This is a genomic window from Nocardia sp. X0981, from assembly GCF_977089955.1.
The window spans coordinates 1,474,313-1,489,927 of record NZ_OZ372435.1; the positions used below are offsets into that span (position 1 = coordinate 1,474,313).

The 15,615-nt window shown below is 68.0% G+C and carries 9 protein-coding genes; 3 read left to right on the plus strand and 6 right to left on the minus strand.

The window, feature by feature from the left end; all coding sequences use genetic code 11:
• Window positions 1–498 precede the first annotated feature (498 nt).
• Entirely contained in the window at window positions 499–1,494 is a 996-nt protein-coding gene (locus ACYR7D_RS06495; protein WP_459548714.1) for a stage II sporulation protein M, read from the minus strand.
• Window positions 1,495–1,660: 166 nt separating this feature from the next.
• Here ACYR7D_RS06495 and ACYR7D_RS06500 point away from each other — a divergent pair, with 166 nt between their 5' ends.
• Window positions 1,661–2,464, plus strand: a complete 804-nt coding sequence (locus ACYR7D_RS06500) for an RDD family protein (RefSeq protein ID WP_459548715.1) — start codon at window positions 1,661–1,663, stop codon at window positions 2,462–2,464.
• A gap of 46 nt (window positions 2,465–2,510) precedes the next feature.
• Here the strand turns inward: ACYR7D_RS06500 and ACYR7D_RS06505 are convergent, their stop codons facing one another.
• The 5 genes from ACYR7D_RS06505 to ACYR7D_RS06525 all read right to left on the minus strand — a co-directional run bounded on the left by ACYR7D_RS06505 (window position 2,511) and on the right by ACYR7D_RS06525 (window position 8,544).
• On the minus strand, window positions 2,511–3,806 hold the full coding sequence (locus ACYR7D_RS06505) for a DUF58 domain-containing protein (protein WP_459548716.1): 1,296 nt from the start codon (window positions 3,804–3,806) through the stop codon (window positions 2,511–2,513).
• 3 nt (window positions 3,807–3,809) lie between these two features.
• Complete coding sequence (locus tag ACYR7D_RS06510; RefSeq protein ID WP_459548717.1) at window positions 3,810–4,814, minus strand: AAA family ATPase; 1,005 nt, start codon at window positions 4,812–4,814, stop codon at window positions 3,810–3,812.
• Window positions 4,811–5,851, minus strand: a complete 1,041-nt coding sequence (locus tag ACYR7D_RS06515) for a DUF4129 domain-containing protein (RefSeq protein ID WP_459548718.1) — start codon at window positions 5,849–5,851, stop codon at window positions 4,811–4,813. The genes ACYR7D_RS06510 and ACYR7D_RS06515 overlap by 4 nt, the downstream gene beginning before the upstream one ends.
• Window positions 5,848–6,756, minus strand: coding sequence for a hypothetical protein (locus ACYR7D_RS06520; RefSeq protein ID WP_459548719.1), 909 nt, complete (start codon window positions 6,754–6,756; stop codon window positions 5,848–5,850). Before ACYR7D_RS06520 ends, ACYR7D_RS06515 begins: the two co-directional genes overlap by 4 nt.
• Before the next feature lie 156 nt (window positions 6,757–6,912).
• Window positions 6,913–8,544: a DUF4407 domain-containing protein gene (locus ACYR7D_RS06525; RefSeq protein WP_459548720.1), complete on the minus strand. Its 1,632-nt coding sequence runs from the start codon at window positions 8,542–8,544 to the stop codon at window positions 6,913–6,915.
• 926 nt (window positions 8,545–9,470) lie between these two features.
• Between ACYR7D_RS06525 and gltB the strand changes: the two genes are divergently transcribed.
• Complete coding sequence (gene gltB / locus ACYR7D_RS06530; RefSeq protein WP_459548721.1) at window positions 9,471–14,123, plus strand: glutamate synthase large subunit; 4,653 nt, start codon at window positions 9,471–9,473, stop codon at window positions 14,121–14,123.
• A complete protein-coding gene (locus ACYR7D_RS06535) occupies window positions 14,116–15,585 on the plus strand; it encodes a glutamate synthase subunit beta (protein WP_459548722.1) in 1,470 nt (489 codons plus the stop codon). The genes gltB and ACYR7D_RS06535 overlap by 8 nt, the downstream gene beginning before the upstream one ends.
• The last annotated feature ends 30 nt before the right edge of the window (window positions 15,586–15,615 follow it).

Here is a 15,615-nt window from a genome sequence, read left to right on the forward strand (position 1 = left end):
CCTGTTTGGAGTCGATAAACAAACTCGGGGTCTCTTTTGCTCTTGGAGCCGTTCCGTAACCTTGCTGATGGCTCGCAAATGTACTGGTCAATGCTGCCGAGGTGGAGTTCACAGCGATTCGGGTACGGGCTCGAGTGAGCGCGTTCCGATTTGCGCGTAACCATGATTACGGATATGGCCATGACCAGTAAAAACCAAATGTACTTGCAAATGAAAGCACCGCTGCAAGGCTGCGTGAGCCTGCTGAAAGTTAGCTGGAAAACCGTTCGATAGGCGATATCCGAAAGTTTGCCGGGTATCTGGTTATACCTGTGACCTCGTCCGCGGAGGGTTGCGTACGGGTAACGATTGTGTAGAGTCGACGGTAACGCTGGCCGCAGCTAGAGCGGCGACTCGCTGCGGCCAGCGGAACTCCAATCGGGGGAATCTCGCAGGTCACCGAATCCACGTTGCTACCGCCTCGCACGGCGAGGTCGATCACTGTGTGCTCGGCGTTGTCTACCGGTTCGATGGGATCCTCGTCCGCTCTCCGGTCACGGTCGCGGTGGCGCGCTCGTCCGCAGCCCGGCGGCCGGCAGTGAAGATGTAGCCGAGGAAGGCTGTCACCGCGAGCAGGCCGCCGAGAATTCGCACCGGAGTAGGTAGAGCGCTCGGTGTGACGAACCCTTCCAGCAGCCCCGCTACCAGCAGAGTCGGTACCAGGCCCAGTGCGATCACGGCCGTGGCCCGACCCTGGTGGGCCACGGCCTCGGCGCGGCTGCGCCTGCCCGGATCGACCAGGGTCCAGCCGAGTTTCAGCCCTGCGCCGCCCGCGATGAAAATGGCTGTCAGCTCCAGCATTCCGTGCGGCAGAATGAATCCGAAGAACGCGTCGAGGCGTCCGGCATCGGCCATCAAACCGGCGGTTACGCCGATATTCAGGGCATTCATGAACAAGAGGTAGAGCACCGGCAGGATGAGCACGCCGAGGAACAGGGCCAGTGCGGATACCCAGGCATTATTGGTCCATACCAATGCGGCGAACGCGTCGTTCGGATGCTCGGTGTAGTAGGTCTCGAAGGTACCGCCCGGCGCGGTCAACGCGCTGGTGTTCTCCTGCAGTCCGAGAATTTCCCGAGCGGAATCATCGGCCGAGACCCAGACGGTCAACCCCGCGGCCATGCCGAGGAAGAGCACTGCCACGGCCAGCCACCACCCGGACGCCCGGTAGACCGCCGCGGGAAAGGCATGGGTGAAGAACCGGCCGACCTCGGTCCAGGTGTTGGTAGAACTACCCACGATCCGGCCACGGGCCCGAGCCAGGGTCGCGCTGAGACCCGCCACCAGTTCCGGTTCCGGACTGTGCGTCTGCAACCGGGCCAGCTGCTGTGAGGTGCGCCGGTACAGCAGAACCAGCTCATCCGCCTCGGCGCCGGTGAGTTTGCGCTGCCGGGACAGAACATTCAACCGAGTCCAGGATTGCCGGTGCCTCGCGCTGTATGCGTCCACGTCCATGGGCTTGTCTCCCGCTCCGCCTGTTCGGGCACCGCGCCGCCGGTATATCCGTGGTACCGGTCGACGGGCTACCGCATACCTGTACCCGGTGAGCCGATCACAGCGGCCTGCCCGCGCCGTCGACTCCGGACCCGAGCCCGGCCGCCATGGAAGAATGCTAAGCGATATGGCTGAATTCACGACGGGCGAAGCAGTGGCTCTCGAGCTGCCCGTCGCCCGGATCCCGACCCGCGCCGCGGCATTCGTGCTCGACCTGATCCTGCAGGCCGTGCTCGGGGGCGGTCTGCTCATCGCGGTCCTGCTGGTGGTCCGGGGAGATGTCGGTAGTCCGTGGTTCACCACCCTCAGCTTGGTTTCGCTGGTCACCGTGCTCGTCGGGTATCCGGTCGCCTGGGAGACCCTGCTGCGCGGCGCCACCCCGGGCAAACTGGCGCTGGGGCTGCGGGTGGTCCGCGCCGACGGTGGGCCGGTGGATTTCCGGCACGCGCTCACCCGCGGGCTGGCCGGCGCCATCGTCGATTTCTGGATGCTGGGGCTCGCCGGGACGATCGCCGTGGTGACGTCGATGTGCTCGCCGAACGCCCGGCGGGTGGGTGATGTGCTGGCGGGCACCGTCGTGGTGCACATCCAGCAGCGGTTGTCGGTTCCCGCGCTGGCCGTACCCCCGGTATGGCTCACCGGCTGGTCGGCGGAGCTCGATCTGGCGGCGCTACCGGAGGATCTGGCGCTCGCGGTGCGCCGGTATCTGACCCGCGTCGGCTCGCTCACCCCGGCCGCACAGTACGAACTCGGCCATGCCCTCGTCGCGGCGGTATGCGCTCGGCTCCGGGTCGCCGCCCCCGCGGGCTATCCGCCGGTTCAGATCCTGGGCAGTGTGATCGCCGAACGCCAGCGTCGTGCGCTGCCCGCGCCCCCGCTGCCGCCGCCCGGTCTCGTCCTGCCGGCGGCGCCCGCCGTACGTCCGGCCTGAATCCGGTACCGGATCGTTCGGACCCGAATGTGCCGGAAACTTCCGATCACAGGGCGCCGGCCCGCTTGAGTTCCAGGTATTCGTCGGCCAGCGCGCCCGGGAGTTCGGCACCGGCAGCCGCGATCACCGCGACTCCCTGCCGCCGCAGCGACTCCTGGAGCACCGCCTGCTCCGCTATGCGTGACTCGGCGGCCGCTGCGCGATAGAGGGATTCCCGATCACCGCGCTCGGCGGCCGCGGCAGCGATATCCGGATCGGTGACCGAGACGATCAGCACCCGATGCCGCTGCGCCAGTACCGGCAGCACCGGTAGCAGGTTCTCGGTCACCGCGGCACCGTCTGGACCGGTGAACCAGACGATCAGGCTCCGCCGCCGGGCCCGCTGGATCGCGGCGCGGACGAAACCGTCGGCATCGGTGTCCACCAATGCCGGTGTGACCCCGGCCAGTGCGTGCATAAGTTTCGGCTGCAGAGCGCGCCCGCTCGCGCTGCGCACCTCGGCGCGCACGCGCCGGTCGTAAGCGAGCAGACCGACCGTATCGCCTCCCGCCGCGGCGAGACCGCCCAGTAGCAGCGCCGCTTCGATCGCTATATCGAGGCGGGTGCCCTCGCCCACCCGGGCCGCACTGATCCGGCCGGTGTCCAACAGCATCAGCACCTGCCGATTGCGTTCCGGCCTCCAGGTGCGAACCAGCACCTCGGTGGCGCGGGCCGTGGCGCGCCAGTCGATCGTGCGGACGTCGTCACCGGGTACGTATTCGCGAAACGAGTCGAACTCGGTGCCCTGTCCGCGTAGTTCGGCCACATTGCGCCCCTCCAGATGGTGCAGTCGCTTCACCTTCGAGGCGAGGAGGCGTTCGCTCCGGAACGGGGGTAGCGCGCGCACTCGGGCGGGTACCGCGCGGCGGAACTGATGGCCCGCCAAACCCAGCGGACCGAATAGGCGCAGGGTCACCGGGCCGGCGATACGGTCGCCGCGCCGCGCGGGCACGAGAGTGGTGCGCAGCCGGACCCGGCTTCCCGGCGCTAGCGCGATCCGGTGCTCTCGGTCGGCCACCCCGGCACTGTCGGGCCAGTCGTCCCAGAGGTAGCCGCGCAGGGCCCGCGGGCCGGTATTGGTCACCGTCAGTTCTATCTCGGTGCCGGTACCCAGCCGCACCACCGCCAGCTCCGGACGCTCCATCGACACATCCTCACCTCGGGCGGCGAGGAAGCGGTCGGCTCCGGCCAGCACGCAGATGAGCGCGGTGGCGGCACCGACTCCGGACCAGGAAGGGAACAGCGCTGTGACCGTTGTCGCCGCCACGAAGGCGACGGTCACCAGCCGACCGGTCACCACCACGGCTTACACCGGGACCGGGACGGACAGCAGCAGCGATGCCATCACCTGTTCCGCGGTGACCCCGTCCAGCTCCGCTTCGGGCCGCAACTGCAGCCGGTGCCGTAGCACGGCCACCGCAACGGTTTTCACATCGTCGGGAGTGACGAAACCGCGCCCGTTGAGCCAGGCCAGGGTGCGGGCCGCGGACAGGAGGGCGGTGGCGCCGCGGGTGGACGCCCCGTGCTGGACTGCCGCCGCCGCGCGGGTGGCCCGGCACAGATCGACGATATAGGCGAGTATCTCCGGGCGGACGGTGACTCCGGCGACAGCGGAACGGGCGGCCGCGATATGGGCGGCCCCGGCCACCGGCCGCAACCCGGCTCCGGCCAGATCGCGTGGGTCGAAACCGCCGGCGTGCCGCTGCAGGATACGGAACTCGTCGTCTCGTTCGGGCAGGTGGATATCCACTTTGAAAAGGAACCGGTCCAGTTGTGCCTCGGGCAGCGGATAGGTGCCCTCCTGTTCGATCGGGTTCTGGGTGGCGACCACGACGAACGGATCGGGCAGCGGCCGCGCGCTCCCGTCCACCGAGACCTGCCGCTCCTCCATCGATTCCAGCAGCGCCGACTGGGTCTTGGGCGGGGTGCGGTTGATCTCGTCGGCGAGCAGGAGGTTGGTGAAGACGGGGCCGTCGCGGAAGGTGAACTCGGCCGAACGCGGATCGTAGATCTGTGATCCGGTGACATCGCCCGGCATCAGATCGGGAGTGAACTGGACCCGGCTGTACTCCAGGTCGAGCGCGGTGGCCAGAGCCCGCACCAGCAGTGTCTTCGCCACGCCCGGGACGCCTTCCAGCAGGACGTGACCGCGGCACAGCAGGGCGAGTACGAGATACATGATCGCGTTGTCGTTGCCCACCACCGCTTTTCCGATCTCGGTGCGCAGCGCGGCGAACGCGGCGGCGGCCTCGGCCGGTGGAGGAGCGGCCGCCCCACCGGGACCGGCCTTACCGATGTCAATGCTGGTCATCCGACCTCCGCTTCGATCCATTCGAGTTGCGCGGCAACTAGTTCCAATGTCGCTGCGTCCGGTACCGGACCGTAGAGCGCGGCGCCGATCGTCTCCGGGGCGGCCCCGATGCGGATGGCGACCGCTGTCACCAGTGCCTCCGGCGAATCGCCGGCGCCCGGACCCGGTACCTGCCGCAGCCGGCGCAGCGTGGCCGCGCGCAGGACACCCGCTACATGGGCGTGATCCCGGGAACGCCGGTAGAGCCCGGCCTGCCCGGCCAGTAGTTCACCGGCCGCCACCTCCACCGGCCGCGGCTCTGCGACCACCGTTCCGCGCCGCCGTGCGCGCCACCAGACCAGCAGGGCCCCGGCGATGAGGAACTGCACACTGCCGAAAGCCAGCCGGGCCGGGGTGCGATCGAAGAAGGAATCGTCCCCGGTGGGCCGGGGAAGGTCGGGATCGTACTCACCGTCCGGCCGGTCGCTCGGGGGCGGATCGATATCCGGGTGGTCCGGGTGCGGCGGTGCCGAGGGCCCCGCACAGCCCTGCAGCATTCCGTACAGCACCAGCAGGACGACGGCCAGGGCGGCCAGGGCGGTCCAGAACCGTGGGTCGCGTATCAGCGCCGGCCATCGCCATGCCGTGCCTCGTGTGCGGTCCCCGCGCCGCTCGGCCTCGATATCGACCGGTTCGGTCTCCGGCGGTGGCGCCGCGGCGGAGAACTGATCGGCCAGGGTCAGGCGGCGGTATTCCGCCTCGGCGGCACGGCGTCCGCCGTAGACGACCTCGTCGAAAGCATCGGCGGCGGGCGGGAGCTCCTCGGAGAGTCCGGCCGGCAGAGCCGCGGCGGCCTCATGGGAGGTTTCGCGGGCGGTGCGGGATCGGCGGACCTCCAGCACCCGGTGCTGTTCCAGACCGCGTAGTACCGCGCGGAAACGTTCCCGTAGTGCGGTATCGAAATCACCCTGCGCGGCCGCCTTTTCGGCGGCGGCGCGATGGACGGCCGCGGCGTCGAGCCGCGGGGGGTCCGGCGCGGCTCGACGCGGCTCGGTCACCGGGGACCTCCCGCCGGTATCCGGATATCCGCCCCTTCGCGCCGGCAGCGCAGGTCGAGATAGCCGACCACTCGGGCAGCGGACTCCACGATCTCGACGAAGGCCCCGAGGAGCAGGGCGGTGGTGGTGAGGAGTACGAGGGTCGCCCAGCGGTGGGTGCCGGTGATATCACTCAGGAACAACACCGAACCCACCAGGGGGGCTACCAGAAGCGCGAAGAGCAGCTGCCGGCAGATCCAGAGGCCGGCCCGCCGCCACCGCAGGTCCCCGGTCAGCAGGCCGGATCGGGCCAGTGCCGCCCGGGCCCCCGTCCCCTCGGCGAACAGTACCGGCACGGCCGCCGACCGGCGGGCCCGTAACCACGCCAGCCAGAGCAGGCAGAAGGGATAGGAGAGCAGGAACCAGGCCAGGCCGCCCGCGAAATCCCACGGGAACAGTATGCCGCTGAGGAACAGCACGCCGGTTCCGATCGCGGTGAACCACAGCTGCGTCAGCACCAGAGGCGCCAGCCGGGTACCGGCGCGCCGGGCGGCCGCGCGCAGGCCGATGGGGGCGCACTCGGTGCGGGCCAGTCCGATGGTCACCGTGACACCACGTAAGAGGAGCCGGATCAGCCAGGCGCAGAGGAGTGCCGCCGACAGCGCGGCGAGCGCGGTTCCCGTGTCGGAGCCATCGGTGAGATGGGATACGAGCCCGACGAAAGCCGCCACCGCCGATGCACCGGTGAGCACCAGCAGCCCGGCGGCGCCCGCCAAGGCGCGGATATCGGCCTGGATCAGTGCGAAAGGCAGGTCGAGCAATTCCCGGAAACTCAGCGGGCGGAGCGGCACCGTCGCTTCCCGGGCTCGGTGTTCCGGATCTACTCCCGCCCCGACGGAACCGGCCGTATCGGCGGCAGGCTGCACGTGGCCGAGTCTAACGAATACGACCCGCACCGGCCCGTGAACGAACTGTGCGCCGGCCCGGTACGGGGCGGCCGAGCCCGACCGGGGGCGCCTGCCCGGCGACCGTTCGTAGTCCGGGAGATCGCGCCACGAAGAACTCTGTGGCGTCCGTGGCGGTCAGCTGCCCGGGGGCAGTTCTCGCGGGTGGTGCCCGTCCGGTAGCGCCGCCGCGTCGGGGCCGGAGAGCACGGCGGGCTCCGCCGGCTCCAGACGTGTGGTGGCCGAAACGATCGCATCGGCGTCGAGCGTGAGCTCGGCGGCCCCGGCCGGGCCTTCTCTCCGAGAACCGGCACGAACCGGGGGTGTGTTCCCGTCGCGGCTGTCCACCGTGACCTTGCGCGCGCGGCGGAGGGTGAAGGTGATCTCCTCGGCCTCGGTGAGTACGTGGCGGGCGATACGCAGGGGCCTGCTGGCGGTATCGACGGCGTTGTCGATGGCCGCCGTGACGAATCCCGGGACCAGCGGCCGGATCAACCGGGCCGCGGTATCGGTGAAGGGGACGGTCCCGATCAGGGGGAGCTCCAACCCCGCGGACGGGCGGGCCGAAGGGTTCTTGTCGAGCGGGACCGGGAGAGCGTCCGCCGGCTCTGCTGCTTCAGGGAGAGCGTTGGGTTCGGGGGAACCGGTGACCTCGATCTCGAGCCCGCCGAGTGCGGCGATCACCCTGGTGCGCTGTCGTTCCCTTTCGATGGCGGTATCGGCTTCGGCGGTCGAGCGGGCGATTGTCAGCTGCTGCTCCGCCTGTACGGCCGCGGTATCGACCCGGATTTCGGCCTCTTTCCGGGCGATGGCGGTCTCGGCGGCCAGCGCGGCCCGGTCCTGAACCGCCGCGGCGGCCCGCCGCCGTTCCTGTGTGGTCTCCCCGCGCCACCACCGCAGGATGAGCGGTAGTAGCGCCAGGAAGGCGAAGACCGTCCAGGTGAGCAGCCGTAGTGCGAGCGCGCCCGGCTGGGCGAGGGTGTGGTCGTGTGCGGCCGACCACCGGGCGCCGAAACCACGATCGCCCTCGGCGGTGGCGGTGGACCGGGCGACCCCCAGGGCGGTCCGGGCATCGGCGACCCGCTGGTCGAGCGGGGCGACCCGCTCCTGGGCGGCGGTGAGCGCGGCGCGCGCGTCCTCGAGCAGTTGGTTCGCGGTCTGTGCTTCCGGACCGCGACCGGGAACCCCGGTGATCTTGGTCTGGGGGCATTCCGGGGTCGGGTTGAATTCGCAACGGGCCACGATCAGGGCACTGTCCATATCGGCGGCCGCCGCGGCGATGGCCCGGCCCAGGGCCGCGCGGTCGGCGCCGGCGCGATCGAGTTCGTCCTGTGCGGTGCGTACGGCGGGTGCCGTCGCGGCGGCGGCCGCCGCGCGCTCGTCGAGAATTCGGTCCACGGTGCCGTCGAAAAGCACCGTGGTGGCGAGTTCGGCCACCACCAGCCCGGCGAGCACGGCCACACCGATGCGGGCGGCGACGGCCCGTATGTTCACCTTCCCAGCGGGCAGATCGAGCCGTGCGGTGGGTTCGGCCCCGGCGAGCGCCCGGCCGAGCAGGCCGGCGAGCAGACCGGCCACGAGCGCGGTGGGTACCACTGCCGCGAGCGGCCAGTCGGCGGCTTTCGATGCGACCGCCGTAACTGCGGCCGTGACCACGGCGAACAGCGCTACGCCCACACCGGTCATCGCATAGCCGGTGCGCTCGTAACCGTCGGCGGTTTCCGGAGGCTGTCCGCCGCCGAGCCGGATGAACATGCCGGTGACGCTCATGGGGCCCATATCCTCTACAGCCGTCGTCTCTCCGTTGTCTCAGCGTGACAGGCCGCCCGCCGGGCATCGAGCTTCGGCGAGCGGGTGTGGGCATCTTCACAGACGCCCCCCGCTGCCCCGTGGGGCGGGGCCGCTCTACGTCCGCTCGGGTCCGAAATCCACGCCGCCGCAGGAGATCCGGCATACGCCAGGAGGCTTGAAAATGTGTCGTAAACCACTCTGAAGTAGGTTTGCTGATCGTGTGCTGAAGGCTGTGAATATAAAAACAGTCCGGACGGTCGGATCATGTTCTGTGCTTGTCACGCCCCTATCACGAACATCTCACCGGCCCCTATCACAGTTAGCCGAAAATGCGTGGGTTTGCCTGTTGCCGTAGGCGGGAATTCATCTTCGATGCAGGTGAGCGCGGGTTCGGCGGATGGGGCGCGACATCGGGAAAAGGCTGCAACCGGTAGATCGCCGCTGTTCGGAGGGCTGGTCCGGCATCGATTCACCCTCGGACGCTGCTTTACACTAGAAAACGCGCATATGTGGAGGAACGAATGAAGAAGCCCAGCTAGATCCGATTCTTAGGGCAGCCTTGGTTGGTTGGGTCTCGGGCCTGGCTTATCGTTTGCTCTTACGCCGCACATACCGATGTCCGGCCGAGGGCACGTTCGGGCGAGACCGATACAAGCCAGCCTAGTGGGCGAAAACCACGCTCCGGGTTCCGAGCGCGTAAGCGTTTCGTTACCAGCGGGTACCTGCGCACAACCGCGGGTGGACAACTTCAGACGTGACTGCACGCCGAACACCATCAGCGCGGCTGGTTTCGGCGAACGTACGGACGCAGTCCTAGCAGGGAGCGTTCGACAGTACCGGCGTTCGACAGGGCGTTCTCGCAAAGGCCGCACCGCGTCGAGGTCGACTTTCTCGAAGGCAGAGGCATGACGCAACTACCTGGCCACAGGTCCCCCGGACCCATCGGGCTCTACGACCCGGCGAACGAACACGACGCCTGCGGTGTCGCGTTCGTCGGTGATATGCACGGCCGCCGCAGCCGTGACATCGTCGACAAGGCCATTACGGCTCTGTTGAATCTGGAGCACCGCGGCGCAGCGGGCGCCGAGCCGAACTCCGGCGACGGCGCGGGCATCCTCATTCAGGTCCCCGACCGCTTCTTCCGGGAAGTGGTCGATTTCGAGCTGCCACCGGAAGGCTCCTACGCCACGGGTATCGCCTTTCTTCCCCAGGCGCGGCGGGAAGCCGCCCGCGCCTGCTACGGCGTCGAGAAGATCGTCAAGGAAGAGGGCCTGACGGTACTCGGCTGGCGCGAGGTACCGATCGACGAATCATCGCTCGGCGCGCTCTCGCGCGACGCCATGCCGCTGTTCCGGCAGGTCTTCATCGGATCGCCGGCCGATTCGGCCGAGCAGCTCTCCGGTATGGACCTGGAGCGGCGCGCCTATGTGATCCGTAAACGGGTCGAGCACGAACTCGGCCGGTCCGGCGCCGGCGAGGGTGCGGTCGGCCGGGAGTCCGTCTACTTCCCCAGCTTGTCCGGGCAGACCTTCGTCTACAAGGGCATGTTCACCACGCCACAGCTGCGTGCCTTCTACCTGGACCTGCAGGACGACCGGGTGGAGAGCGCCCTGGGAATCGTGCACTCCAGGTTCTCCACCAACACTTTCCCGTCCTGGCCGCTGGCGCACCCGTTCCGGCGGGTCGCGCACAACGGTGAGATCAATACCGTCGCCGGTAACGAGAACTGGATGCGGGCCCGCGAGGCGCTGCTGCGTTCGAATATCTTCGGCAAGGATTCGGCCGGTAAGAACCGCCTGGAGAAGATCTTCCCGGTCTGTACTCCGGGTGCCAGTGATACCGCGCGCTTCGACGAGGTGCTGGAACTGCTGCATCTGGGCGGCCGCAGCCTGCCGCACGCGGTGCTGATGATGATTCCCGAAGCCTGGGAACGCAACGAGAACATGGACCCGCAGCGCCGGGCGTTCTACGAGTACCACTCCATGCTGATGGAGCCCTGGGACGGGCCCGCCTCGGTCTGCTTCACCGACGGTACGGTCATCGGCGCCGTCCTGGACCGCAACGGCCTGCGCCCCAGCCGGATCTGGGTCACCGAGGACGGCCTCGTGGTCATGGCCTCCGAGGTCGGTGTACTGGATATAGATCAGTCCAAGGTGGTCCGCAAGATCCGGCTGCAACCGGGCCGGATGTTCCTGGTCGACACCGCGCAGGGCCGGATCGTCGGCGACGAGGAGATCAAATCGCAGCTGGCCGCCGAGCACCCGTACCGGGAATGGCTCGAGGCCGGTATCAAGCACCTGTCCGATCTGCCCGACCGTCCGCATGTGCACATGTCGCACGACCGGGTGCTGATCCGCCAGCAGATCTTCGGGTACACCACCGAGGAACTGAACCTGCTCATCTCGCCGATGGCGAAAACCGGCGCCGAGGCGCTGGGCTCGATGGGTACCGATACCCCGATCGCTGTGCTCTCGGCGCGGCCGCGACTGCTGTTCGACTACTTCTCCCAGCAGTTCGCGCAGGTCACCAACCCGCCGCTGGACGCCATCCGGGAAGAGGTCGTCACCAGTCTGCGCCGTCATATCGGCCCGGAATCCGATCTGCTGAACCCGAGCCCGGAGTCGTGCCGGCAGATCGTGCTCCAGCAGCCGATCATCGACAACGACGAACTGGCCAAGCTGGTTCATATCAACGACGACGGCAGCCAGCCCGGTCTGCGATCGGTGGTCGTGCGCGGGCTGTACGAGGTCGCCGCGGGCGGCGAGGGCCTGCGCCGGGCGCTGGATGCCATCAACACCCAGGTCTCGGCCGCCATCGACGGTGGGGCCCGGATCATCGTGCTGTCCGACCGCGAATCCAACGAGAAGCTCGCGCCGATTCCGTCGCTGCTGCTCACCGCGTCGGTGCATCACCATCTCGTCCGGGAGCGCACCCGCACCATGGTCGGCCTGGTCGTCGAGGCGGGTGACGCCCGCGAAGTGCACCATATGGCGACCCTGGTCGGTTTCGGTGCCGCCGCGATCAACCCGTACATGGCGTTCGAATCGATCGAGGACATGCTCGAGCGCGGTGCGCTGTCCATTCCCGGCAGCACCGGTGATCTGGCGGCCGATTACCGCAAGGCGGTCGCGAACTACAACAAGGCCGCGAGCAAGGGCGTGCTGAAGGTGATGTCCAAGATGGGCATCTCCACGGTGGCCTCCTACAACGGCGCCCAGCTGTTCCAGGTGATCGGCCTGGGGCAGGAACTGGTGGACGAGTACTTCACCGGTCTGCGCTCTCACCTGGGTGGTATCGGCCTGGACGAGATCGCCACCGATGTGGCGGCCCGGCATTCGGTCGCCTTCCTGGAGAACCGCAACGAGCGCGCCCACCGCGAACTCGAGGTCGGTGGGGAATACCAGTGGCGGCGGGAGGGCGAATACCACCTGTTCAACCCGGACACGGTATTCAAACTGCAGCATTCCACCCGCAGCGGCCAGTACTCGATCTTCAAGGAGTACACCAAACTGGTCGACGACCAGTCCGAGCGGCTGGCATCGCTGCGTGGCCTGTTCAAGTTCAAGAAGGGTGCCCGCTCCCCGATCCCGATCGAGGAGGTCGAGCCCGCCACCGAGATCGTCAAACGCTTCTCCACCGGTGCGATGAGTTACGGCTCGATCTCGGCCGAGGCACACGAAACCCTCGCCATCGCGATGAACCGGCTGGGCGGGCGCTCCAACTCGGGCGAGGGCGGCGAATCGCCGGCCCGGTTCGAGCCGGAGGACAACGGCGACTGGCGGCGCAGCGCGATCAAGCAGGTCGCCTCGGGCCGGTTCGGGGTCACCGCGCACTATCTGACCAACTGCACCGATATCCAGATCAAGATGGCTCAGGGCGCCAAGCCCGGTGAAGGCGGTCAGCTGCCCGCGCACAAGGTGTACCCGTGGGTCGCCGAGGTGCGGCACTCCACCCCGGGCGTCGGGCTGATCTCACCTCCCCCGCACCACGACATCTATTCGATCGAGGACCTGGCGCAGCTCATCCACGATCTGAAGAACGCGAATCCGCAGGCGCGGATCCACGTGAAGCTGGTCGCCGAACCCGGCGTCGGCACGGTCGCGGCGGGCGTATCCAAGGCCCACGCCGATGTGGTGCTCATCTCCGGGCACGACGGCGGTACCGGTGCCTCGCCGCTGACCTCGCTCAAGCACGCCGGCGGTCCCTGGGAACTCGGCCTGGCCGAAACCCAGCAGACCTTGCTGCTCAACGGCCTGCGCGACCGGATCGTGGTGCAGGTCGACGGCCAGATGAAGACCGGCCGTGACGTGATGATCGCCGCGCTGCTCGGCGCCGAGGAGTACGGTTTCGCCACCGCTCCGCTGGTGGTGTCCGGCTGCATCATGATGCGCGTCTGCCATCTGGACACCTGCCCGGTGGGTGTGGCCACCCAGAATCCGGTGCTGCGTGATCGCTTCACCGGTAAGCCCGAGTTCGTGGAGAACTTCTTCCTCTTCATTGCCGAAGAGGTCCGGGAACTGCTGGCCGAGCTCGGTTTCCGGACCCTGGACGAGGCCATCGGCCGGGTCGACCTGCTCGATACCGCCAAGGCCAAACAGCATTGGAAGGCGAGCAAGCTGGATCTGTCGCCCATCCTCGACGATGTCGAGACGGCGTTCATGTTCCAGGACCGGCGCCGGACCAAGGAACAGGACCACGGCCTGGACCGGGCGCTGGACAACGAGCTCATCGCACAGAGTCGCGACGCGCTCGAGTTCGGTAAGCCGGTGAAGATCGAAACCAAGATCACGAACGTGAACCGGACGGTCGGCACCATGCTCGGCCATGAGGTGACCAAGCTCTACGGTGGCGCCGGTCTGCCCGACGACACCATCGACATCACCCTCACCGGTTCGGCCGGTAACAGTTTCGGCGCGTTCGTCCCGGCCGGTATCACTCTGCGGGTGCAGGGCGACGCGAACGATTACGTGGGCAAGGGTCTTTCGGGCGGACACCTGGTGGTGCGCCCGGCGCCCAATGCCTCGGCCGATTTCCGGGCCGAGGAGAACATCATCGCGGGCAACGTCATCCTGTTCGGCGCGACCAGCGGCCAGGTGTTCATCAACGGTGTGGTCGGTGAACGGTTCGCGGTGCGCAACTCCGGCGCCACCGCGGTGGTCGAAGGCGTCGGTGATCACGGCTGCGAGTACATGACCGGCGGCCGGGTCGTCATTCTCGGTGAGACGGGACGTAACTTCGGCGCCGGGATGTCCGGTGGTCTGGCGTTCGTCTACGACCCCGACAACACTTTCGCCGGCCGGCTCAACCCCGAGCAGGCGGATGCCATCGAACCGCTGTCAGGTGACGATTTCACCTGGCTGCGTGACATCATCGGCCAGCACCGGGACCAGACCGGTTCCGCGGTGGCCGAACGGATCCTGAGCGACTGGTCGCAGCAGGTGAACCACTTTGTGAAGGTCATGCCGCGCGAGTACAAGAAGGTGCTGCTCGCCATCTCCGAGGCCGAGAAGAGCGGTAAGGACGTCGACGAGGCGATTATGGAGGCCGCACGTGGGTGACGCCCAAGGATTTCTGAAACACACTTCCCGGGAGTTGCCCGCGCGCCGTCCGGTGCCGCTGCGCCTGATGGACTGGAAAGAGGTGTACGAACAGGGTTTCCCGCACGAGACCCTGCAGCGCCAGGCCAGCCGGTGTATGGATTGCGGTATCCCGTTCTGCCACAACGGCTGCCCACTGGGAAACCTGATTCCCGAGTGGAACGACCTGGTGTACAAGGACCGCTGGCGCGAAGGCATCGACCGGCTGCACGCCACGAACAACTTCCCGGAGTTCACCGGGCGGTTGTGCCCGGCGCCGTGTGAGGCGTCCTGTGTCCTCGGGATCAACCAGGACCCGGTGACCATCAAACAGGTCGAGGTCGAGATCATCGAGAACGCTTTCGACGAGGGCTGGGTCACCCCGGTCTATCCGACCCGGCTCACCGGCAAGAAGGTGGCCGTCGTCGGTTCCGGGCCCGCGGGCCTGGCGGCCGCGCAACAGCTCACCCGGGCCGGCCACACCGTGACCGTCTTCGAGCGTGCCGACCGCATCGGTGGTCTCCTGCGCTACGGCATCCCGGAATTCAAGATGGAGAAGCGGTTCATCGACCGCCGGCTGGCCCAGATGGAGGCCGAGGGCACCATCTTCAAGACCGGGGTCGACGTCGGTGTCGACATCACCGCCGAGGAACTGCGGGAGCAGTTCGACGCGGTGGTCCTCGCCGGTGGCGCCACCCAGGCGCGCGACCTGCCGATTCCGGGCCGTGAGCTGGACGGTATCCATCAGGCCATGGAATTCCTGCCCTGGGCCAACCGGGTGCAGCACGGCGATCCGGTGACCGACGAGAACGGCCTGCCGCCGATCCACGCGCACGGTAAGAAGGTCGTCATCATCGGCGGTGGTGATACCGGCGCCGACTGCCTGGGCACCTCGCACCGGCAGGGCGCGGCCAGCGTGCACCAGTTCGAGATCATGCCGCGGCCGCCGGAGGAACGCGCCGGCTCCACTCCGTGGCCGACCTACCCGCTCATGTACCGGGTCTCCTCGGCACATGAGGAAGGTGGCGAGCGGGTGTTCTCGGTCAACACCGAGCGGTTCGTCGGTACGGACGGTCGCGTCACCGGTCTGGAGGCGCACGAGGTCAAGATGGTCAACGGCCGGTTCGAGAAGGTCGAGGGCACCGATTTCACCCTCGAGGCCGATCTGGTACTGCTGGCCATGGGCTTCGTCGGCCCGGACAAGCCGGGGTTGCTCACCGATCTCGGTGTCGGCTACGACCAGCGCGGTAATGTCCAGCGGGACAAGAACTGGGCCACCAATATCCCCGGTGTTTTCGTCGCCGGCGATATGGGGCGCGGTCAGTCCCTGATCGTCTGGGCCATCGCCGAGGGTCGGGCCGCCGCGTCGTCGGTGGACAGGTACCTGGAGGGTGAGACGGCGCTGCCTGCGCCGATCCCGCCGACGGCGGTCGCCCAGCGCTGATCGTCGCACCGGTTCCGGCCGGTGCGGGTC

Bases quoted from the DNA above. Each gene is read 5' to 3' on its own strand.
- ACYR7D_RS06510 (WP_459548717.1), bottom strand. From the start codon at position 4,814: ATGACCAGCATTGACATCGGTAAGGCCGGTCCCGGTGGGGCGGCCGCT.
- ACYR7D_RS06495 (WP_459548714.1), bottom strand. From the start codon at position 1,494: ATGGACGTGGACGCATACAGCGCGAGGCACCGGCAATCCTGGACTCGG.
- gltB (WP_459548721.1), top strand. From the start codon at position 9,471: ATGACGCAACTACCTGGCCACAGGTCCCCCGGACCCATCGGGCTCTAC.
- ACYR7D_RS06525 (WP_459548720.1), bottom strand. From the start codon at position 8,544: ATGAGCGTCACCGGCATGTTCATCCGGCTCGGCGGCGGACAGCCTCCG.
- ACYR7D_RS06500 (WP_459548715.1), top strand. From the start codon at position 1,661: ATGGCTGAATTCACGACGGGCGAAGCAGTGGCTCTCGAGCTGCCCGTC.